Genomic DNA, 21,180 nt, shown 5'->3' on the forward strand with positions numbered 1-21,180 from the left:
ATTATTATAATTTAATTGTAAGGATTTTAAAAGTAATTTATGCGTCTTCCAGGTAGCGGCTATTCATATACTGTTATTCAATCTAAAAATAATTATTCACAAAAATCTTCTTTTGGAATTTCTTTTGTAATATTAAGCAGAGGAACAAAAATTTTTAGAGAAGATTTGTTTGAATTTTTATCCAATTTTGACTTTATAAGAGAAATAATTTCAATTGAAAAACAGAGCAATAGAAGTTCTTTGCAGTTTATCTCAGAAAGTTATGATAAGCTAAAATTTATTTTACTTTCTGATGATTTGAATTCCGGGGAAAAGGTTAATTTAGCAATGAAAGAATCCAGTTGTGATTTTGTTTTTGTTTTGCAAAGTGATATGTACTTGTTAAATCCTTTTTGGATTCCAAATATATTCGATGAAATAGTTAAAAAAAATGTTCTTCTTGTTGGGGGCGAGTTTTTTGATAAAGAAGAGGAAATGATTCCTTCAATTTTTCTTCCCAGTATAGATAAAAAACAAAAGTTTAAGGTAATTTTAGTAAATTCTGAGAAAGACTATGAAAAAACTTTAATTACCATGGATTATTGCGGACTTTATTCTAAAGAGAAGTTTTTACAACTTGGAGGTTTTGACGCAAGGATTCAAAATGAATATTTTCAAAGAATAGATTTTGGACTAAGAGCTGTTTATTTTGGGGAACATGTTTATATTTATAGAAAGCTCAGAATTCAGTATACTGCATTAAATTCACCAGAAAATTTAACCAAAAATAAAAGTTTTTTGATTTTTTTGCTTAAGAATTATGTTCCAATTTTTGTTGGAAATGGTGTTGTTTTTTCTTTTTTAAGGTTTTGTAAAATTTGTTTAAAATACAAAATTAATCCTTTTCTATTCCAAAAAGAGTTTAAGGAGATAAAAGGAGAGATTGCTAAAAATAGCTTAAGATTCAAAGGAGACTTAAAGAGTGCCATTGAGCTTTGGGAAAATGATATTATTGATTGATTTGATTTTGTTTTCATATTTAAGCTTGTATTCCAAAACCCTTGATTATTTAAATGTTCTTGATTTTTTTGATGCTAATGTTTTTAAGTTCGATTTTAACATTGAAAATGATGTTTTTACAATTGAAAATGATAAAGGATATTTAAAGTTTAGGGTAGGTTTTGAATATGCGCTTACATCTTCTGGTTATTATATGTTTGTAGATCCAATTATTGACATTCGTGGAGAAATTTTAATAAGTCAAAAGGTATTAAAACAAATTAAAAATTATTTCAGTTCTCTTAAAAGTTATAATAAGCCTAGAATTACTTCGATAATTATTGATCCTGGACATGGCGGACGTGATTCTGGTGCGGTTGTGACTTTAAAGATAGATGGTTATGATGTTGTGCTTCAAGAAAAAGATTTTGCATTAACCTATTCTATATATCTATCTAAAATTTTAAGCAATTATTTTGTAAATAAAAATATTTTGTTAACTCGTGTAAATGACGTTTATTTAACTTTAAAAGAACGGTCGGAATTTGCAAATGCAATAAAGCCAAATTTTCCAAATAATGTCATATTTTTATCCATACATGCTAATGATGCTCCAAACAGCGAAGCTAGAGGAGTTGAGTTTTGGTATCTTCCCAAAGGTTCAAAAAGAGAGGTTATTAAAGATTTTAAGGGATATGATATTAAAGGTAATAGATACTTAAGCGAGCTTAATGATATACTAGATATTAAATATAAATATGAATCAAAAAGATTGGCTGAAATTTTGTATAAAGTGTTTAAAAATGAGTTAAGCGAAACTAATATTAGGCCAATTAGAGAAGAACAATGGTTTGTGATAAAAAACAGTAGTATGCCTGCTGTGTTGATTGAAATGGGCTTTTTGTCTAATATTTCAGATGCTAAATTAATTTTGGATTATAATTACATGAGCAAGTTTAATATTCTAATACTTAAAGCTTTAATGGAATTTATAAATTTTTATGAAAAATAATATTTCAGATGTATTTTTTAAGTATGATGCGGCGATTTATAAATTTTTAAATTTGAAAAAAGAACATATGGTTAGAGTGCTTTTGGGGTTTTTAGCAGCAAGCTTTTTGTTTTCTATTTTTATGGTTTTTTTAAATTATGATAATCTTTTTTCAAAAAAGGTTTTTTATTTTCGTTCTAGCAAGGGATTTGTTGCTAATTTAAGGTATTTAAGAGATGAAAAAAAATTGAAAGATAATTTAGATCTTTTAGCAAAAGATTTCCTTTTGGGAAGCAATGAGGGTTTTTCTTTTGGATTTTTATTAAGTGATGCAAGATTTTTATATTCTTTTTTAAAGAATGGAGTTTATTATATAAATCTTTCAAGAGAATTTTATGATTCTTTTAATAATGGTGATTATAATGAATCTTATGAATCTTTTGATGTTAAGGTTAATCTATTTGCTATGTCTTTAATAAAAACAATGCGCTTTAACTATCCTGGCAAGATAAAAAAGCTTGTTATTCTTGTTGAAGGGTGTATCTTGAAGGAGCAAAGTTGATGAATTTGATTTTACTAATAACAACAATTAAAAAATGAAAATTTTATAAAAGCTTTATATATATAAGGAGTTGGTTTACATGAAAAGGAAAGCTAAAAGTATTTTATTTTTTTTATTATCCACTGTTCTTTTTGCTCAAGAGACTGATGGATTAAAAGAAGGTTCTAAAAGGTCAGAGCCTGGAGAATTAGTTTTAGATTTTGCCGAACTTGCAAGAGACCCAAGTTCAACTAAGCTTGACCTTACAAATTATGTTGATTATGTATATTCAGGTGCTTCTGGTATTGTTAAACCGGAAGATATGGTTGTAGATCTTGGGATAAATAATTGGAGCGTTTTGCTTACTCCTTCTGCAAGGTTGCAAGCCTACGTTAAAAATTCAGTTGTTGCGCCTGCTGTTGTTAAGAGTGAGTCAAAAAGGTACGCAGGTGATACTATTTTAGGAGTAAGAGTTTTATTCCCAAGTTATTCTCAATCATCTGCTATGATTATGCCGCCATTTAAAATTCCTTTTTATTCAGGGGAAAGTGGTAATCAATTTTTAGGCAAAGGTCTTATTGATAATATTAAAACTATGAAAGAGATTAAGGTGTCAGTTTATAGTTTAGGGTATGAGATAGATCTTGAAGTTTTATTTGAAGATATGAATGGTATGGAATATGCTTACTCCATGGGGACTTTAAAGTTTAAAGGGTGGGCTGATTTAATTTGGTCAAATCCTAACTATATTCCTAATATATCATCTAGAATAATTAAAGACGATGTTCCAAATTATCCTCTTGCTTCAAGTAAAATGAGATTTAAGGCTTTTAGAGTTTCAAAATCACATAGTTCAAAAGAGCAAAATTTTATCTTTTATGTTAAAGATTTAAGAGTTCTTTATGATAAGTTGAGCGTTTCAATAGATTCTGACATTGATAGTGAGTCTGTATTTAAAGTTTATGAGACCAGTGGAACTGAATCCCTTCGCAAATTAAAGGCTCACGAAACTTTTAAAAGAGTTTTAAAGCTTAGAGAAAAAATTTCTATGCCTGAAGGCTCTTTCCAAAACTTTGTAGAAAAGGTTGAGAGTGAAAAACCCGATGAATCATCTCCAAAAAAGTAAGTTTAAATTAATATGTAAAGCTACCTAAAAGGTTGGCTTTACATATATAAGATAGTAATAGGAAATAGTATGGAAATATTAGATTTGGAAAATGAAGAGCTTTTAGGGGTTTTTTTTGAAGAGGCTCAAAACCTTGTAGATATTCTTGAAGAGAATATTATGTCATTAGAGGATGATCCTAATAATTCTGATACTATTGATGAAATATTTAGGGCAGCCCATACTTTAAAGGGAAGTTCTGCTTCTCTTGATATGATGGAGCTATCTGATTTTACTCATATTGTTGAAGATGTTTTTGATGCTATTAGAGATGGCAAAGTAAATATAAATAATGATCTTGTTGATTTGCTTTTAAGCTCATTAGATATTATTAAGGAAATGCTTGCGCTTCGTATTGATGGCAAGGTTTATTTGAATGATATAAGTGATCTTAAAAGCAAGTTAAAGCAATTTTTAGCAATTTATGATCAAACTCGTATTAAGAGATTTGAAGAAAATTCAACTAAAAATAATTTTTGTCTTTCAAAATCAGATCTTGAAGAAATAAGAGAAGGCTTGGGAATTGGACAAAAGGTTTTAAGGGTTAGTGTTATTTTTAATTCAAATATTAATTCTGAAGTTGAAAATGGTGGATTAAAAATATTTAATATTTTAAAAAATTTAGGGTCCGTGCTTCATACAATTCCTAAATATGAGCAAATCATAGAGGATAAATTTTTAACAAGAGTAGATTATTATCTGATATATTCAGATACAGCGGGCGTGAAAAAAAGTTTAGATTCTTTGAGTTTAATTGAAAGCTATTTGGTTGATGAGTTTAACGTAGAAGAAGAATTAAAAAAGCTTGCAGATAAAGAGATTAAAGATGTTGATTCAGATTCCAATCTTGTTTTAACTGATAGTTTTGATTTTACAGAGGATGAGATTTCTGATTTATTGCTTGAAGTTGAAAATCAAAAGTTATTTAAAGTTAGATTGGATTTTGCAAAAGACAATCCTATGGCTACGATTAGTGGGCTTCAAATGCTTCAAGCATTAAAAAGTCTTGGTAAAATTTTCAAGTCTCTTCCAGATTCTAGCGAATTATTGGCAGATAAGTTTTTTGATTTTGTAATATATTATTTAATATCAAATACCAGTGCAGACAGTATTGCTAAAAAGATTAATTTACCAGATGTTGTTAGTCATTTTGAAATCAAAAATATTAATTTAGAATCTTTAAAGAATGTAGGTCTAAAAGAAAATGATGAGGCACCTATTAAGGAAAATAAAAGTATTAAGAAAAATAATCCAATTAGTGTTAATTTAATTAGAATAGATAGTAAAAAAATAGATTACATATTAAATCTTGTCAGTGAGGCTGTAATAAGTAAATCATCTTATAATCAAATAAATTCAGAAATGATTACATTATTTTATAATTTTAATTATTTTTACGATTATCAAGAAAGCTTTCAGAGAAACTTTTTAATTGATTTAAAGATAATTTTCAAAGATGCAGGCTTAACATTAGAAGATGAGATTGAATCACATATTAATTCTTTGATGAGTCTTAAAATGGAAAAGGCTCTTAATGATATATCTGAATTGAGAAATTCTTTTTTTAGACTTCTTCAAAATTTTAAAATGACTTCTGGACGACTATCTAGAATAATTACAGATTTGCATGAGAGTGTTTTAAAAACTAGAATGTTGCCAATATCTAATATATTTTCAAGGTTTACAAGAGTTGTAAGAGATCTTTCAAAGAAATTAAATAAGATTGTAAATCTTAAAATGGAAGGAGAGGAAACCGAGCTTGATAAGTCTGTTATAGATGATCTTGTAGATCCTTTGATGCATTGTGTTAGAAATTCAATGGATCATGGCCTTGAAACAGTTGAAGAGAGAGTTAAAAAGGGAAAGAGCAAAGCAGGTGCTATAATTTTGCGTGCTAAGAATGAAGGCAATGTAATATCAATTGAGATTGAAGATGATGGGATTGGTATAGATCCAAAGGTCATTAGGCGCAAATTAATTGAAAAGGGAACAATAAAAGAAGATGCAATTTACTCTGATTTTGAACTTATTAACTTAATTTTTTCTCCTGGGTTTTCAACAGCAGTTCAAGTAACAGACCTTTCAGGTAGAGGAGTTGGGCTTGATGTTGTGAAAAAAAGCATTGAAAAGCTTAATGGAACTATTTTAGTGGAATCAGAAATTGGTCTTGGAACAATTTTTAAAATCAAGTTGCCATTAACATTAGTAATTATACAAGGCCTTTTAGTAAAGTCAGGGCCCGAGACTTATGTTATTCCTTTGAATAATGTTCTTGAAACTCATAGAATAACCGAGCATGATATAAAATTGCTTGAGAATTATCATGAAGTTTATAATTTAAGAGATGAGGTCATTTCTGTTCTCAGGCTTGATAAACTTTTTAACATAACAAGAGATGATTCATTAATAGAAAAATTTTTAATAGTTGTTAATACTAGCAACGTAAAGACAGCAATTGTTGTAGACTCTATTCTTGGTGAGGAAGATTTTGTAGTAAAGCCAATTAAGGATAAATTTTCATCAAGCACGGGTATAGTTGGGGCTACTACGCTTGGTAATGGTAAGGTTGTATTAATAATTGATGTTTTTAAACTTTTTGATTTACAAAAGAATACTAAGGAGTGAATTTCTTGTGCAAATAAAAGAAATTTATTTTGGACCCAAAATTTTAGATGATAAAGATTGTAATTCTAAATTGACTAATTTTGATTTTAAGGTTGTTTCTTTTGAGCTTGGATCGGATCATTATTTAGTAGATATTATGCAGGTTAAAGAAATTAGAAAATCTAGTAATTTTACTTATATTCCAAATGCTAAAAAGTATGTAGCTGGGCTTGATAATTTACGGGGCGAAATAATTCCTATTATAGATCTTAGAATAATGTTTAATTTAGAATTTAATAAAAAAGATCTTGAAGATATTATGGTTTTAAAAAACGAAGACCTTCTTATAGGGGTAATTGTTGATAAAATTAATAATGTTTTTTCAATAGATTCTAGCCTTATTCAAGATCCACATCCAGTTTTATCTCAAGATTCTTTAATAAACTATATAAAAGGTGTTGTAGATTATAACGAAAAACTTTATATACTTCTTAATGTTTTAAAAATTTTTAATTATAGCGAAGAAGAAAAGGTGTTAAAACCCGGTCAAAATTTTGTTGAAAAAAGTGACTTTGTAAGCGATTGTGATAATTTAGACATGCTAGAGAATTGTAAAAGTGATTTTTCCAATAATGTTTTTTCAAAAAATGGTGATAACAATGAAAATTCAACTCTAAACAATGCTTCAACTTTTAATTTAGAAAATATTAAAAAAAATCTTTTGAAATATTCGTTTAATGCTTCTTTGGTAAATGATGTGTTTTTGGAAAAAGTTGGAGTAAAATTTAATATGGTTGATGCTGATTACTTGCCTTACGATAGTTTTTTAAATGAATTTTATTCAAAATCATCGGGAAATTTGTGGGGAGCTGATTTTTTGGAAGAATTTAAAAATGAAATTGTTAAGAATCGCTTAAGTTTTATGGATAACTTAAATTCTATTTTTAATGTATTGGAAATTGGTTGTGGCAGTGGAAAAGAAACTATGGCTTTAGCCAATGCTTTGTCTGAATATTATGTAAAGCCGTTTAAGTTGGTAGCTATTGATAATGATTTATCAAAAGTTGTTGAAACTTCTAGGTTGATGTTTTTAGAGTCAGAAATTGGTATTAGTGAAATTTATCGTAGGAACTCTTTTGAACAAAGTTCTGGAGTTTATAAATTTAAGTCAAAAATTCTAAGTAATGTTTTGTTTGAATATTCCGATGCTCTTTTTTCAGATTTGCCTGATAATTTGGGAATGGTTTTTTTAAAAGATGTTTTATGTTTCTTAGATAGTAAAGATCAGAGTTTAATTTTAAATATCATTGCTTCCAAAACTATTAAAGGGGCTCTTTTGGTTTTGGGAGATAACGAAGAACTTAAAAATAATGATGTTTTTATAAAAGAGAAATCCACAAAATATTTTAACCTGTACAGGAAAGTCTAAAGGAGAAATTAATGAGAATAGATTATATAGAGCCATTTTTGGATGCTGCTTCTTCGGTTTTAAGAGATATGTTGCTTGTTGAGAATATAGAAATGGGTAAACCCGGGCTTAAGTCAATAAATCAAAAGATAAAAGGTGTTTCTGTAATAGTAGGACTTGCTGGGTCTGTTGAGGGTAGTATAATTATTGATATGGATATAGAAACAGCTCTTTTTGTTGCTTCTAAGTTAAATTTTGAAGAGTATGATAATTTTGATGATGAGGAAACAAAAGAGATGGTCGCTGCAACTCTCACTGAGGTTGGCAACATTATTGCTGGAAATTTTGTTACTACCTTACATGCTAAAGGTTTTGTATTTGATATAACTCCGCCAGCTTTTATTTATGGAGAAAATATGAAAATAAGTAATAAAGGTTCTGAGGCTTTAATTGTTCCTTTTTCTTTGCCTGATGGTAAAATTATAGAAGTTAATATTGCAATAAGAGAGAGGGTTTGATATGAAAAAAAATCTTTTTATTAGAAAAGAGAGGTTAATATGATCCAAAAGACTACAATTGCTGCAGATTCTTCATCTAAGCCTAGAGGAATCAATTATGACACAGGCATTCCTTTTAACGTTTTAATTGTTGATGATTCTGTTTTTACCGTAAAGCAGCTTACTCAAATTTTTACATCAGAGGGTTTTAATGTTATTGACACGGCAGCTGATGGAGAGGAGGCTGTGATAAAATACAAGAATCATTATCCTAATATTGATATTGTCACCCTTGATATTACTATGCCCAAAATGGATGGAATAACTTGTCTTTCTAATATTATGGAATTTGATAAAAATGCTAGAGTGATAATGATATCCGCTTTAGGCAAAGAGCAATTAGTTAAGGATTGCTTAATAAAAGGAGCAAAAACATTTATTGTCAAACCATTAGATAGGGCAAAGGTTCTTCAAAGAGTAATGTCTGTATTTGTTAAATAAATTATTTACAAAAAAAGTTCAAGCTTTAATTTTATTATTTTTATTCCTTTGGGGAAAAAATCATTTCATTACTTATTTTATCTAAATTCTTTAAAAAATAAGTAATGTTAAGGTTGAATATTTTTATAGGTTCTGTATTATTTTCTATGTAAAGCTCTAATTTGTAAAATCCTTTTTTTGTGTATATTAGTGAATAGCTTTTAAAAATCCCATTTATATTTTTAATTTTAAATATTTTATATTTTAAAAATTTTTTATCAATAAGTTCGCTTTCAATTAGATATTTATTTGCTTCTTTGTAGTTTGAATTTAATAAGTTATAGTCAGCTTTATTGAGCATTATGCTTTTTACAAAATGCTCGGTTAGTTTATAAATATTTTTTTCTATTTCGCTTGTTGGAAAATTAGTATAGTATTCTTTTTCTAAAATTAAATTGTAAGAAGAATATTTTTTTATTTCTTCGCTTGCTCTTTTTTCAATTGAGATGTTCAAAAGTCTAGCATTAAGTGGAAAATCTAACAATATAAGTAGTACTATAATTATTTGAATTTTCATTTTATTTCCTGGTTTTTATTAATTATTTTTTTTACTTTTTCAATTTCTAAAGGTATTTTACTTTTTCTCTTTGAATTTAGTTTTTCTTTTAGTAAAAGATTGTTAAATAATTTTGCAAGTTCATATACTTTTTCTTCGCTTAAGGTAAAAGGAATTTGAATTTTTCGATATTCTAATGGATCTTGTAAAATTTTTGTCATTAAAATAATGGGATTTAAAAAGCTTGCTTTAAAAAATTTATAAAAATTCATTAAAAAAATAGTAAATGATGCAAACAATGTAAATAGAAAAATTCCAAGAATAGAATCGCTTTTTCTTTGTAAATATTTATCTATATAAAATTTTGTTTTCTCTATTTCTATTACTCTGTATTCACTAGGGCTGTAGTAAACAAATATTTCGTCTGATTTTGAGTATATTATGTCATCTTTTTCCTTGATTATTAATATGAAGGGATATTTTTCTTTAATGTAAGCTTTTTCATTTATTATTGATATATTTTTAATAATATTAAATTCTTGTTTTTCTGGCATTGAATTTACAATTTTTGAGCTTGATATTATTATAAAAAATGTAAATGGTATTAATAAGCTCATTGAAAATGTTCTAGCAAATGCTATTAGTATTAGGTTCTTTTCTTTTGAATTGTAATATATTTCTATTATTAGGTCGTTAAACCTAAGAAGTCTTAAAAATCTTAGTTTGAAAAGTGATAGCATTATTGGATTTAATATTGTTTCATGATCAACAATTATGTTTTTAAGCTGATACGAACTATAAAATGCTAAAGGGATAAGACAGTGAATTATATCGAAGAATAGATTGTTTCTGACGTAGATTTCTAATCTTTTGGAAAGGTAAGCCTTGGTTATTTTGTATAAAAAAATGAAAATAAAAATTGTGTCAAATAAAAAACCAAGAAATATTAGTGCAAATCGTATTTTGTATGGCAAGAAAAGAATTATTGATAGCTCTTCGATTAAAAGTTCAAATATTGAAAAAATTATTATTGCTTTTAAAAAAATTGAAAATTTTTTTACCATTTATTTCCCTTGGCTATTTCTAATAATTCTTTAATTATTCTTGAATCATATTCTTTAGAGCCTGACTGTTTTATTGAAAACCAACTTTCATCATACCCAATAAAACCTTTGACCGGATTGTTTTTGTATTTTGGAATTCTTGCCCTAGCTGAAAAAATGGCAATTAATGTTGAAATTGGAGACATTGTTTGTAAAGTCTCATATTTAAAAAAGCTTTCAATTATGAGTTTGGCTGTTTTTTCATCTAGAAAATCGGTATCATTGCTTATTGCTTTTGAAGTCGATTCAATATTTTTGATAGTAAGCTCTATTCCTTTTTCAAAGCAGTATTTAATTACCAATACTTTTAAGAGAAGCAATATCTTTATATAATTTTTTATGATGTCTGATGAATAAAGTGCTTTATTTTCCTTTTGTATTAAGTATATTGTATAAGAGTTTTTTCCTTCAAATAGTTTATTTATATAAAAAGTAATGTATCCGTTGCTTATAGTATTAAAATTATAAAAGAATTCTTTTCTTAAAGACGAGTTGACTTTAACAAAGTTAAATATCAAATTTAAGTCGTTTTTTGTCAATTCTTTGGTAAAAAGAGGCTTTACAATGTTAAAATCAATAGCTTCAATGCCAGATAAAACAAATGGAGTAATCATTATATCTGTTTTATCTTTGACGTATTGAATTAGGTCTTTTAGTTCTGATTCAAAATCATTTTTAATGAATGTAGTAATAGTTTTTTTGTTTTCTTTTAAATAGTTGAGCATTTCAATTTCTTTTTCTATAGCAGATAAACTTTTTATGCTTTCATGATTGAATAGATAATGATATAGGTAAGGAAAATATGGCTTTGCATTCATTTGATTAGGCCCAATAGTTCAAGTGGTTTGTGTATTATATGTTTTGCTCCATTTTCTTTTAGTTCTTGAACGCTTCTAAATCCCCAAGAAACCCCTATTGGTATAAATCCGGCGTTTAGTGCAGTTAGCATGTCTACATCGCTGTCTCCAATATATGCAATTTCTTCTTTTCGGATATTTAATTCTAATATCATATCAAGGGCATTCTCAGGATCTGGCTTTGGTGGAAATTTTTTTGAATAGCCTCTGATTTCAAAAAAAAATATATTTTCAAAAATATTTTTTACTAAATTTATTAATTCTTCGTGGTTTTTATTGCTTAAAATTCCAATTGGAATGTTAAGCTTATTCATATTTTTTAGAAGGGTTTTTATGTTTTCGTATGGTTGTGTTTGAGATGAAAGGTTTTTATTGTATTCTTTTACAAATTCTTTGTAAAGTTTGTCTTGTAAATTAGGATTATTATATTCAAGAGATAATAACTTTAGAGTGTCTATTACAAACTTAGTAAATCCTCTGCCAATAAGAGTATTGAATTTGCTTAGTTCTATTTGATTGTATCCTAAGTTTGAAAGAGCAGAATTCATTGAGAATGCAATATCCATGATGCTATTTACCAGGGTTCCATCCATATCAAAAATACAGGCTTTGATTTTCATAGTACTCTCTTTTATAATAGTTTATTTATTCTTTTATTTTAGCATTAATTTGTTGTCTTTATTAAGGTTTTTATATTTTAAGCATTTTTTATTTACTAGCAATTAATTTTTATAGATAATTAATTTTGTTTATTAAAATTTAAAATGCTATTGAAAATATAAACTTTAAGTTTTATTATAATTCATTAGAATAGAATATTGTAAGTCATTTGTTTTGATATTTATTAGGATTAAAGCTTAATGAAAGAAGATGTATTAGTATTAGAAAATATTACAAAAAAGTACGGCGATTTTATTGCTAATGATAATGTTTCTATTAAATTTAAGGCAGGTGAAGTTCATGCTATTCTTGGAGAAAATGGTGCTGGAAAGACTACCTTAATGAAGACTATTTACGGGATTCATCAAGTAAATAGTGGTAGAATTATTTTAAAAGGTCAAGAAATAAACTTTAAGGATTCAAGCGAGGCTATTCGAAATGGGATTGGAATGGTTTTTCAACATTTTATGTTGATTCCACAATTTACTGCTGTTCAAAACATTATTTTAGGATATGAAAATTCAAAATTTGGTTTTCTTGATTACAAACAAGCTAGAAAAAAGATAAGTTATCTTTCAGAAAAGTATGGTTTAAAGATAGATTTAGAAAAAAAGGTTGAAGACTTGAGTGTTGGTATGGAACAAAAAATAGAGATATTGAAAGTTCTTTATCGAAATGCAGATATTATTATTTTTGATGAACCTACAGCAGTGCTTGCTCCAAGTGAAGTTGATGATTTTATAAATATTTTAAAGGTACTCACTCAAGAGGGTCATACTGTAATACTTATTACTCATAAAATAAAAGAAATTAGATCTATTGCAAAAAAATGCACAATTATGCGTCTTGGGAAGGTTGTGAAAACTGTTAATGTTGCTGAGATTGATGACATAGATCTTACAAAATTAATGATAGGTAAAGAGATTGCGCTTCGATCATCTAAAATTAAATTTGAAAATCATTTTAATGTGCTTGAAATAAAGAATTTAAGTGTTAAAGATGAAAGAGGTGTTTTAAAAGTTAAAGACGTTAATCTTGATCTGAGAAATGGAGAAATTCTTGGGATATCAGGTATTGAGGGGAGTGGTCAGGAGGATTTAGTTGATGCAATTTTGGGGTTGAAAAGCATATTTAAGGGCGATATTTTTAAAAAAAATTCTTCAGGAAATTTAGAATCTTTAAAAGGTTTAACGATTAAACAAATAATAGATAAAAAAATTGGCAACATTCCTTCAGACAGGCAAAGGCATGGTCTTATTTTGGAATTTAATGTTATGCAAAATATTGGACTTAAGAGCTTTGATAATCCTGATTATTTGAGGTTAAAAAAAATTCATTCAAAGAGTAATTTTGATTTAAAATTTAATTTTTTCAATTTTATTAAAAGACAATTTGATAAGATTAAAAGACAATTTGTGGGGTTTGATCTTAATATTTTAAAAAAATTGAGCAATCAACTTGTAAATTATTTTGATATTAGACCAAGAGATACCTTAAATAAGGTAAAGTATTTATCTGGAGGCAATCAGCAAAAAGTTATTGTTGCTCGTGAGATTAGTTTAGAGCCAGATATTCTTTTAGCTATTCAGCCCACAAGAGGTCTTGATGTTGGAGCTGTTGAGAATATTTATAAAAAAATAATAGAGCAAAGAGATGCAGGTAGATCTGTTTTATTGGTTTCTCTTGAACTTGATGAGCTTGTTAATGTTTGTGATAGGATAGCTGTAATGCATGGTGGAAGGATAGTGGGTATTTTAGAAGACAATTTTGATATTGATGTTATTGGTAAAATGATGATAGGTTTAAGCTAAATGACAATTAGTAAAAACGTATTCAGTAAATTTATGTTGAAGTTTTTAAATTCTTCAGCATTTGTTAGTTTTTTTGCCCTATTTGTTGGATTTTTAATTGTTGGGTTAGTGGTGATGGGGCTTGGGCATTCTCCTTTTAGAATGTATTTTATAATATTGGAGATTATATTTTCTTCTCCCAAACATTTAGGTTATATTTTAAGTTATGCAGCTCCTTTGATTTTTACAGGTCTTTCTATTGGCATTTCTTTAAAAGCAGGTCTTTTTAATATTGGGGTTGAAGGTCAGTTTATACTAGGATCTATTGTTGCTTTAATAGCATCAGTTTTCCTTGATTTGCCTCCAATTTTACATGTAATTACTGTTTTTGTTATTACTTTTTTAGCATCAGGTAGTTTGGGAATTTTAATTGGATATTTAAAAGCTAAATTCAATATTAGTGAAGTGATTTCAGGAATAATGTTTAATTGGATATTATTTCATTTAAATAATATAATTTTAGATTTTAGTTTTATTAAAAGAGATAATAGTGATTTTTCAAAGCCCATTAAAGAAAGTGCATATATTGATTTTTTAGGCTCTTGGAAGCTTTCACCAGAAGGGCTTGCTTATAGATCTTCTCATCCTTTTGTTAATGAGCTTTTAAAAGCGCCTCTTCATTTTGGAATAATTTTAGGTATAATTTTTGCTATTTTAATATGGTTTTTGCTTAATAAAACTATTATTGGATTTAAAATAAGTGCTACAGGAAGTAATATTGAAGCTTCAAGATGTATGGGAATTAATGTAAAGGTTGTGCTAATTTTTTCAATGTTTCTCTCAGCAGCTGTTGCAGGTCTTGCTGGTGCTATTCAGATTATGGGTGTTAATAAAGCTATATTTAAGCTTTCTTATATGGAAGGAATTGGTTTTAATGGGATAGCTGCTTCTTTGATGGGAAACAATTCGCCAATTGGCATAATATTTTCTAGCATTCTTTTTTCTATATTACTTTATGGAAGCAGCAGGGTTCAAAGTTTAATGGGCCTTCCATCTTCAATTGTATCTTTGATGATGGGAATAATTGTTCTTGTAATTTCTGCTAGCTATTTTTTAAATAAAATTGTTTTAAAAGGTGTTAAGCGTGTCAAATACAATAATATTCTTGATTAGTGAAACTCTAATAAATTCTCAAACCTTAATTTTAGCTGGTCTTGGGGGTCTTATAAGCGAGAAAAGTGGAATTATTAATATTGGACTTGAAGGAATAATGACAATAGGAGCATTTTCAGGAGCTACGGTTGCATATTTTACAAATGATCCATTGTTTTCAATTTTTGCTGGCGGACTAGCGGGGCTTGTGCTTGCCATTTTGCACGCTGTTTTTACAATCTTTTTAAAATCAGATCAAATTATAACTGGAATGGCACTTAATTTTTTAGGACCTACTATTGCTATTTTTATAAGTACTTTGATTTTTTCTTCTATTTCAACTCCGCCTATAGAAATAAAGTTGCCGATACTTTTTGATGGAATTTTAAACAAAACATCTTTTATCTACCAGATTTTTGGCAAAAGATATTCTGTATACATTGCAATCCTAGGTGTGGTTTTATTTCATATTATTTTCAAATACACTAAAATTGGGCTTAGAATTAATGCTAGTGGTGAAAATCCAGAGGTATTAGAGTCTGTTGGAGTTAGTGTAAATAAAATTAGATTTTTTTGTGTTCTTCTGAGTGGTTTTTTAGCAGGGGTTTCAGGCGCTGTTCTTACAACAGTGGTTGCATCAAGTTATGTGCAAGGGGTTACAGGTGGACAAGGTTTTATTGCTATTGTAATGTTAATTTTTGGAAAATGGACGCCTTTGGGAGTTTTAATGGGTAGTTTTTTGTTTTCATTTGTGAAAACTTTAGCAATTGTTTTAGCTCAATCGCCTTTTTTGTCTTTAATAATGTCTCCCAAAATGTTAATTATTGCTCCATATTTAATTATTGTTTTAAGTCTTATCTTTTTTTCAAAAAGAAATTATGCGCCTAAGTTTTTAGGAATACCTTATAAAAAGTATTAGCAGTCAATAATAGCTTATAAGTTGTTTTTCATATTGTTAAAATTCTTTTAATTTTTTAAGAGTTTTTGATTTTTTGCTGTAAGTTTTTTTTTGATACTCTTTAGTCTTTAGTTTGTTTGATTAAGTAAGTAGATGATTTATGAGGTGGTTTATTATGTTGTTGAAGCTTAAATACAGGTTCGTTGGATTTTTATTATTGTTTTTAATTTTTATACTATTACTTTTTTCCATGATTTTTAATTTTGTTTTATGCGGTTATTTAGAAGATTATTATAAACAACTTACAAGAGCTCAAGTTAGAAGAGCAGCTTTTTCTACGCAATCTTTTTTAGACACCTTGTATGTCATAATAAATGGCGCAGCTTCTAATTTGGCGCTTGAAACCATATCAGAATTTGCAATTTCTGAGAATAGAGGAAAAGATTTCTCTGAGTCTGAATTGGTAGATTTAAGAAAAAATTCAAAATTTGTTATTGATTCTGTAAAGGTAAGTAAAAAATACCGACAATACTTATACAATTTTATGTCCAATCTTAAGAATGATACCTTTTTTGAAGAATTCGCTTTTTTTGATTTTGAAGGGAGAATAATTGTTAGCACAAGACATGAGAATAATATGGATTTTGGTCATTCTGAGGCTAATACCAATTATTTTAAAAAAGCTGTTGAGGATTATAAGCAACACCAATTAAAATTTATAGGCTGGTATTCAAATCTTTCTGAAGGAATATCTGCAGAAGTTGCTATTAGGTCTAAACAAAGCGAAAAAAAGGCTTTTGCAATAATTGTGCCTGTATACTCTCCAGAAGATAAACTTGTTTGTGGGTATTTGGCTGGATATCTGCTTAATGATGTTTTAGCAGATAGTTTTGATAGATTTAGATTCGGTTTTTATAAAAGAGGCAATTTTATTTATGTGGATCCTAATAATATAGCAGTTAATCCTTTTGAAGAATACAATGAAACTAGTAGAGTTAGTTCTAAATTTTTAAATGTTCTTAAAGATGTTTTTTCTAAGCCGCCTCTTTCATCAAATGTTTCTACTGAAGTGTCGGTTTACACTATTGATAGAATATTTTTATCCGAAATGGAAGAAGAGTGTTACTATGCACTGTTGCCCATAAGTAGTAAGTTAGGAGATAAGAGCGGGGTGCTTATTGCTCGACTTCCCTATAAAGATATTTATGGAGTAATATCTAGTCTAAGATTTCAATATATCTTATATTCTGTCTTAGGTATTGTTGTATTAAGCCTTGTTCTTTTAATAAGAATAGATAAGATTATTAGTTTCCGATTAAATGCAATTAGAGTTTTAGTTCAAGATATGGTTAAAGGGAATTTAGATAAAGATTATGCTCTTGATGATGATAATGTTTTTGACGAGCTTGGAATGTTGAGTCTTCAGGTTGTGAAAATGAAAAAGGCTATTTCTGTAGCGATTGCAAGTGTTTTGAGAAATATTAGCTATGTAAATAAGGCAAGTTTAGAAGTTGCCAGCTCAAGTCAAAATTTAAGTTCTAGTGCGTTACAGCAGGCATCTGCTCTTGAAGAAATGTCAGCTAATGTTGAGCAAATAGCCTCAGGTGTCAATATGAGCGCCAATAATTCTTATGAAACAGAACAAATAGCTTTAAAGACAAATGAAAATTCTCATATAGGTGGTAAGGCTGTAGAAGAATCTGTTATTGCTATGCAAGACATTGTAGAGAAAGTTAGCGTTATTGAAGAAATAGCCAGAAAGACCAATTTACTTGCTTTGAATGCAGCTATTGAAGCTGCAAGAGCGGGCGATGAAGGAAAAGGATTTGCTGTTGTGGCTAGCGAGATTAGAAAGTTAGCTGATCTAAGTAAAATTTCAGCTCTTGAGATTGGAGAGTTAGTTGAAGATAACTCTAGGGTAGCAACTGAAGCAGGGGTGATCTTTAAAGAAATGTTACCTGAAATTGAAGAAACAGCTAATCTTGTTAAAAAGATTTCAGAAGGCAGCTCTAAGCAGAGCGATCAGATTGCTCAATTTAAAATGGCTTTAGATCAGGTTGGAGAAGTTGTTCAGTCTTCAGCTTCAAGTAGTGAGCAACTTTCTAGCATGTCCGATAAAATGTTGGAGAAGTCTAAAGAGCTTAGAAAATCTGTATTGTTTTTCAAAATTAAAGATTCTACTATTGAGAATCTGGAAGAAGACGATTATGATTTCAGGTTAATGGATTGTCTTGAAAATTCTTTTAAAGATGAAAATAAAAATTTGAAAAGTAATGGAATTTCGACTTTAAATGGCAGTAGGCATAATAATCATTCTTTAGATATTGAGAGCGAGCCTTCTGTAAGAACTATTAATAAGCGAGTTGATCCTAAAAAAGCTATCGATATTGCTGATAAGGATTTAAATTTCGATGATGATTTTTCAGAGTTTTAGAATTTATTTTTTGTGAAAGAGGTGGTTAGTATGAAGCTGAAAGCTAGGATGTTGCTACTTGTTCTTATTCTTATAGCATTCTTTATATCAATTCTGTTTTTTATTTTTGGAATGTTGATTAATGGTAAATTGGTAGATCAGCAGTTTGATCTTATGATAAATCTTATTGGAAACATTAAAAATTCTTTTAACCTTTATATTTCTTCAATGGAAGAGAAAGTTAGGGTTAGTTCTATGTATTTCAATTCTGCTGAAAAATTTAATGGGGATAGTAAAATTAAATCTAAAAGGCTAGGTTTTATTTCAGATCAATCTGAAATTCTTATTCAAACCGGTAGTAATATGATGGTTACAAACAAAGAAGGTGAAATAGTTTTTACTACGGCTGTTAAGGATAATAGTGATTTTGGTAAATCTATTGGCGATAGAGAATATTTTACAAAACTTAAAGAGTCTCAAAGCATTGTTTATAATTCCTTTGTCATGTTGGCAGATCCTGGGTCTATTGAGGAGTCTTTAGTTAAGGATATCTCCAAGATAAAAAATAAAAAAGGCCAGATTCCTTACATATTAATAGGTATACCATTAAGAGATTTTGGCACAGGCGATATTTTTGGTTATTTTATGTTTTTTTATTCAATGGATTATATATATAGGTCTTTTAGAGGAATTAATTTTGGAATACTCTTTAGCGGTCGTGCGCTAGCTTATGATACTACGGGTAGATTATTAGTTCATCATACAGTATTGCCAGGCGATGTTTTGACTGATATTAGTGCCTCTTATTCCAATATTATTAAGAAAACATCTGAAGATTTGTTACAAAAAAATAAAGAAATTTCAACCGTTTATTATTATGATCCTAATAGCAGTAAAAAATATGTGGGAATTAGTCAAAAGGTGTTATTAAACTTGTCTAATAATAGATTTATTCTTTTAATAAGAACCTCAGAAGATGATTTTCATTACATGTCGCGAGTTACATCTTTAATCTTAGGCATTAGTTTTGCATTTACATTGCTTATTCTTGCTATTGCAACTCTTTATCTTGTGAAAAAGTTGGGCTCTTCTTTGAATAAGATATTGGAATATTCTGAGCGACTTGCTTCTGGTAATTTTACTGCTGATTTTAATTTTGGTAAATGGGATAGTGTAGAGTTGTATAGCTTGTACGAAGGTCTTGAGCAATTGAGAACTAATTTTTCTTCAGTTGCAAAAGGAGTCATTGAAAATCTAGATTATCTTTATGAAAATGCTATTCAAATAGCAAATGCAAGCCAAAATTTAAGTTCTGGAGCTGTTGAGCAGGCCTCTACTTTAGAGCAAATGACAGCAAATATTGAGCAAATATCACAAGGTGTTTCTGAGAATACTGAAAATGCATCTACTACTGAAAAAATTGCTGTTAATACTAATGAAAGGACAAAAGAGGGGCATAAATCTGTTGTTAAAGCCATTGAGGCAATGACTGTTATTACTGAAAAAATTGGAATTATTGATGAGATAACAAGACAAACTAATTTGCTTGCTTTAAATGCCTCGATTGAAGCTGCTCGAGTAGGAGAAAAAGGCAAGGGGTTTGAAGTGGTGGCTGCTGAGGTTAGAAAGCTTGCGGATCAAAGCAAAGAATCAGCAAGAGAGATTATTGATATTGCAAACAGAAGCTTAACTGTTGCAAGTCGTGCTGGGGAAAATTTTGAACAAATAGTTCCTGGTATGGAGCAAACGGCCAGACTTGTGAAAAATATTTCTAATGAAAGTTCTAAGCAAAGCGTTCAAATAGAACAATTTAAAAATGCAATAGAGCAGGTTAGTCAGTTAGTCCAGACTACAGCTTCAAGCAGCGAAGAGCTTTCTGCAATGTCTGAAAAAATGTTAGAGAGTGTAAAAGATTTAAAAGAATCTGTTGATTACTTCAAGATCGAAAAGTAAGTATAAGATTGAAAAATCTTCTCTAGCTTTTTGGTGAATTGTTATTCTATGATTTTAAAAATTTTAGCACCCCCTAGGCATTCTGTATTTTTATAAAAAATTGCAAATTGCCCTGGAGAAATTCCATGATCTTTTTTATTTAAAGAAATTTCCATTAAGTTATTTTTAATAAGTTTTAATTTGCATGAGTATTTTTTTTCGCCATGTCTTATTTTAATTTTGAAATTTTCAAAATTTGAAGGTTTGTCGTTTATCCAATGTATTTCGTGAACTAAAAATTTGCGTTTTGCTTGTTTTAAATAATTTTCATTATGGGAGATGTATATAATATTTTTTTCTAGGTCTTTTTCTATGACAAACCATGGCCCGTTACTAAGCTTTATTCCTCTTCTTTGCCCAACTGTAAAAAACCAATATCCATTGTGAATTCCTATTATTTTCCCTGTTTCTTTTTCAATTATATTTCCTTTTTTCTCGCCAAGATGATATTTGATAAATTCGTTATATTTAATTTTTCCTAAAAAGCAAATACCTTGACTATCTTTTCTATCTTTGTTGGGTAAATTTATGCTTTTAGCTATTTGTCTTACTTCGCTTTTAAGCAATGTGCCTAAGGGGAAGTATAGTTTTGACATTTGTTTTTGAGAGAGATGAGATAAAAAGTAGCTTTGATCTTTAATTTTATCTTTTGCCTGTTTTAAAAAAAAATTGCTTTCTTTTCTTTGTATTTTGGCGTAATGCCCTGTTACAACTAAATCAAATTGGCTGTTGATTTTCTCAAAAAATGCTCCAAACTTTATTCTTTGATTACAAAAAATATCTGGACTTGGGGTATTGCCATTTTTAAGTTCTTCAATAGTATAGCTTACTACTTTGTTATAATATTCTTTTTGAAAGTTTATTATTTCATACGGTACATTAAATTTGTTGCATATAGCTTTAACATAATTTAAATCTTCTTGCCAAGGGCAGTTTCCAATATAAGACAGTTCATCTTCAACCCAAATTTTTAAATAGTAGCATTTTATATTTGAATATCCTTTATTTATAATTCTATAAAGGGCAACAGAGCTGTCAACTCCCCCAGATAAAAGTACGGCTATTTTCATAAACTTCCATTTTTAGGTTTCATTA

18 protein-coding genes are annotated in these 21,180 nt (G+C 28.5%); 13 read left to right on the forward strand and 5 right to left on the reverse strand.

Annotated elements, in window-relative coordinates:
• The first annotated feature begins 39 nt into the window (after positions 1 to 39).
• The 8 genes from Bmayo_RS03365 (at position 40) to Bmayo_RS03400 (ending at position 8,685) form a co-directional block, all read left to right on the forward strand.
• Positions 40 to 999, forward strand: a complete 960-nt coding sequence (locus tag Bmayo_RS03365) for a glycosyltransferase family protein (protein ID WP_075552320.1) — start codon at positions 40 to 42, stop codon at positions 997 to 999.
• Positions 992 to 1,990, forward strand: coding sequence for an N-acetylmuramoyl-L-alanine amidase (locus Bmayo_RS03370; protein WP_075552503.1), 999 nt, complete (start codon positions 992 to 994; stop codon positions 1,988 to 1,990). Before Bmayo_RS03365 ends, Bmayo_RS03370 begins: the two co-directional genes overlap by 8 nt.
• Positions 1,980 to 2,531 (forward strand): flagellar filament outsheath protein, encoded by a 552-nt coding sequence (locus Bmayo_RS03375; RefSeq protein ID WP_075552321.1) that lies wholly within the window; start codon positions 1,980 to 1,982, stop codon positions 2,529 to 2,531. Before Bmayo_RS03370 ends, Bmayo_RS03375 begins: the two co-directional genes overlap by 11 nt.
• Before the next feature lie 79 nt (positions 2,532 to 2,610).
• The gene (gene flaA / locus Bmayo_RS03380; RefSeq protein ID WP_075552322.1) at positions 2,611 to 3,636 is read left to right on the forward strand and encodes a flagellar filament outer layer protein FlaA; all 1,026 of its coding nucleotides are present in this window, start codon (positions 2,611 to 2,613) and stop codon (positions 3,634 to 3,636) included.
• 69 nt (positions 3,637 to 3,705) lie between these two features.
• Entirely contained in the window at positions 3,706 to 6,300 is a 2,595-nt protein-coding gene (locus Bmayo_RS03385) for a chemotaxis protein CheA (protein ID WP_075552323.1), read from the forward strand.
• 7 nt (positions 6,301 to 6,307) lie between these two features.
• Complete coding sequence (locus tag Bmayo_RS03390; RefSeq protein WP_075552504.1) at positions 6,308 to 7,708, forward strand: CheR family methyltransferase; 1,401 nt, start codon at positions 6,308 to 6,310, stop codon at positions 7,706 to 7,708.
• A gap of 11 nt (positions 7,709 to 7,719) precedes the next feature.
• Positions 7,720 to 8,205 (forward strand): chemotaxis protein CheX, encoded by a 486-nt coding sequence (locus tag Bmayo_RS03395; RefSeq protein WP_075552324.1) that lies wholly within the window; start codon positions 7,720 to 7,722, stop codon positions 8,203 to 8,205.
• A gap of 39 nt (positions 8,206 to 8,244) precedes the next feature.
• Complete coding sequence (locus Bmayo_RS03400) at positions 8,245 to 8,685, forward strand: response regulator (RefSeq protein WP_044052270.1); 441 nt, start codon at positions 8,245 to 8,247, stop codon at positions 8,683 to 8,685.
• 40 nt (positions 8,686 to 8,725) lie between these two features.
• Here the strand turns inward: Bmayo_RS03400 and Bmayo_RS03405 are convergent, their stop codons facing one another.
• The 4 genes from Bmayo_RS03405 to Bmayo_RS03420 are packed head-to-tail and all read right to left on the reverse strand — an operon-like array spanning position 8,726 to position 11,800.
• Complete coding sequence (locus Bmayo_RS03405; RefSeq protein WP_075552325.1) at positions 8,726 to 9,241, reverse strand: hypothetical protein; 516 nt, start codon at positions 9,239 to 9,241, stop codon at positions 8,726 to 8,728.
• Positions 9,238 to 10,284: a hypothetical protein gene (locus Bmayo_RS03410; protein ID WP_075552326.1), complete on the reverse strand. Its 1,047-nt coding sequence runs from the start codon at positions 10,282 to 10,284 to the stop codon at positions 9,238 to 9,240. Before Bmayo_RS03410 ends, Bmayo_RS03405 begins: the two co-directional genes overlap by 4 nt.
• Complete coding sequence (locus Bmayo_RS03415; RefSeq protein ID WP_075552327.1) at positions 10,278 to 11,141, reverse strand: hypothetical protein; 864 nt, start codon at positions 11,139 to 11,141, stop codon at positions 10,278 to 10,280. Before Bmayo_RS03415 ends, Bmayo_RS03410 begins: the two co-directional genes overlap by 7 nt.
• Positions 11,138 to 11,800 (reverse strand): HAD family hydrolase, encoded by a 663-nt coding sequence (locus Bmayo_RS03420; RefSeq protein ID WP_075552328.1) that lies wholly within the window; start codon positions 11,798 to 11,800, stop codon positions 11,138 to 11,140. Before Bmayo_RS03420 ends, Bmayo_RS03415 begins: the two co-directional genes overlap by 4 nt.
• A 240-nt stretch (positions 11,801 to 12,040) precedes the next feature.
• Between Bmayo_RS03420 and Bmayo_RS03425 the strand changes: the two genes are divergently transcribed.
• The 5 genes from Bmayo_RS03425 to Bmayo_RS03445 all read left to right on the forward strand — a co-directional run bounded on the left by Bmayo_RS03425 (position 12,041) and on the right by Bmayo_RS03445 (position 20,046).
• Positions 12,041 to 13,651: an ABC transporter ATP-binding protein gene (locus Bmayo_RS03425; protein WP_075552329.1), complete on the forward strand. Its 1,611-nt coding sequence runs from the start codon at positions 12,041 to 12,043 to the stop codon at positions 13,649 to 13,651.
• Positions 13,652 to 14,803: an ABC transporter permease gene (locus tag Bmayo_RS03430; RefSeq protein ID WP_145924594.1), complete on the forward strand. Its 1,152-nt coding sequence runs from the start codon at positions 13,652 to 13,654 to the stop codon at positions 14,801 to 14,803.
• Positions 14,775 to 15,701 (forward strand): ABC transporter permease, encoded by a 927-nt coding sequence (locus tag Bmayo_RS03435; protein WP_075552330.1) that lies wholly within the window; start codon positions 14,775 to 14,777, stop codon positions 15,699 to 15,701. The genes Bmayo_RS03430 and Bmayo_RS03435 overlap by 29 nt, the downstream gene beginning before the upstream one ends.
• 154 nt (positions 15,702 to 15,855) lie before the next feature.
• Positions 15,856 to 18,114 carry a methyl-accepting chemotaxis protein gene (locus Bmayo_RS03440; protein ID WP_075552331.1) on the forward strand — a complete coding sequence of 753 codons (2,259 nt, stop codon included), beginning with the start codon at positions 15,856 to 15,858 and terminating at the stop codon, positions 18,112 to 18,114.
• 30 nt (positions 18,115 to 18,144) lie between these two features.
• On the forward strand, positions 18,145 to 20,046 hold the full coding sequence (locus tag Bmayo_RS03445) for a methyl-accepting chemotaxis protein (RefSeq protein ID WP_075552332.1): 1,902 nt from the start codon (positions 18,145 to 18,147) through the stop codon (positions 20,044 to 20,046).
• 41 nt (positions 20,047 to 20,087) lie between these two features.
• Here Bmayo_RS03445 and mnmA read toward each other — a convergent pair whose 3' ends face one another.
• Positions 20,088 to 21,155 carry a tRNA 2-thiouridine(34) synthase MnmA gene (gene mnmA / locus Bmayo_RS03450; protein ID WP_075552333.1) on the reverse strand — a complete coding sequence of 356 codons (1,068 nt, stop codon included), beginning with the start codon at positions 21,153 to 21,155 and terminating at the stop codon, positions 20,088 to 20,090.
• Positions 21,156 to 21,180 lie beyond the last annotated feature (25 nt).

The organism is Borreliella mayonii, from assembly GCF_001945665.1.
GTDB lineage: Bacteria > Spirochaetota > Spirochaetia > Borreliales > Borreliaceae > Borreliella > Borreliella mayonii.

Excerpts from the sequence above, each read along its gene's own strand:
- Bmayo_RS03415 (WP_075552327.1), bottom strand. The coding sequence starts at position 11,141 with ATGAATGCAAAGCCATATTTTCCTTACCTATATCATTATCTATTCAAT.
- Bmayo_RS03440 (WP_075552331.1), top strand. The coding sequence starts at position 15,856 with ATGTTGTTGAAGCTTAAATACAGGTTCGTTGGATTTTTATTATTGTTT.
- Bmayo_RS03430 (WP_145924594.1), top strand. The coding sequence starts at position 13,652 with ATGACAATTAGTAAAAACGTATTCAGTAAATTTATGTTGAAGTTTTTA.
- Bmayo_RS03385 (WP_075552323.1), top strand. The coding sequence starts at position 3,706 with ATGGAAATATTAGATTTGGAAAATGAAGAGCTTTTAGGGGTTTTTTTT.
- Bmayo_RS03365 (WP_075552320.1), top strand. The coding sequence starts at position 40 with ATGCGTCTTCCAGGTAGCGGCTATTCATATACTGTTATTCAATCTAAA.
- flaA (WP_075552322.1), top strand. The coding sequence starts at position 2,611 with ATGAAAAGGAAAGCTAAAAGTATTTTATTTTTTTTATTATCCACTGTT.
- Bmayo_RS03420 (WP_075552328.1), bottom strand. The coding sequence starts at position 11,800 with ATGAAAATCAAAGCCTGTATTTTTGATATGGATGGAACCCTGGTAAAT.
- mnmA (WP_075552333.1), bottom strand. The coding sequence starts at position 21,155 with ATGAAAATAGCCGTACTTTTATCTGGGGGAGTTGACAGCTCTGTTGCC.
- Bmayo_RS03395 (WP_075552324.1), top strand. The coding sequence starts at position 7,720 with ATGAGAATAGATTATATAGAGCCATTTTTGGATGCTGCTTCTTCGGTT.
- Bmayo_RS03425 (WP_075552329.1), top strand. The coding sequence starts at position 12,041 with ATGAAAGAAGATGTATTAGTATTAGAAAATATTACAAAAAAGTACGGC.
- Bmayo_RS03405 (WP_075552325.1), bottom strand. The coding sequence starts at position 9,241 with ATGAAAATTCAAATAATTATAGTACTACTTATATTGTTAGATTTTCCA.
- Bmayo_RS03375 (WP_075552321.1), top strand. The coding sequence starts at position 1,980 with ATGAAAAATAATATTTCAGATGTATTTTTTAAGTATGATGCGGCGATT.
- Bmayo_RS03410 (WP_075552326.1), bottom strand. The coding sequence starts at position 10,284 with ATGGTAAAAAAATTTTCAATTTTTTTAAAAGCAATAATAATTTTTTCA.
- Bmayo_RS03400 (WP_044052270.1), top strand. The coding sequence starts at position 8,245 with ATGATCCAAAAGACTACAATTGCTGCAGATTCTTCATCTAAGCCTAGA.
- Bmayo_RS03445 (WP_075552332.1), top strand. The coding sequence starts at position 18,145 with ATGAAGCTGAAAGCTAGGATGTTGCTACTTGTTCTTATTCTTATAGCA.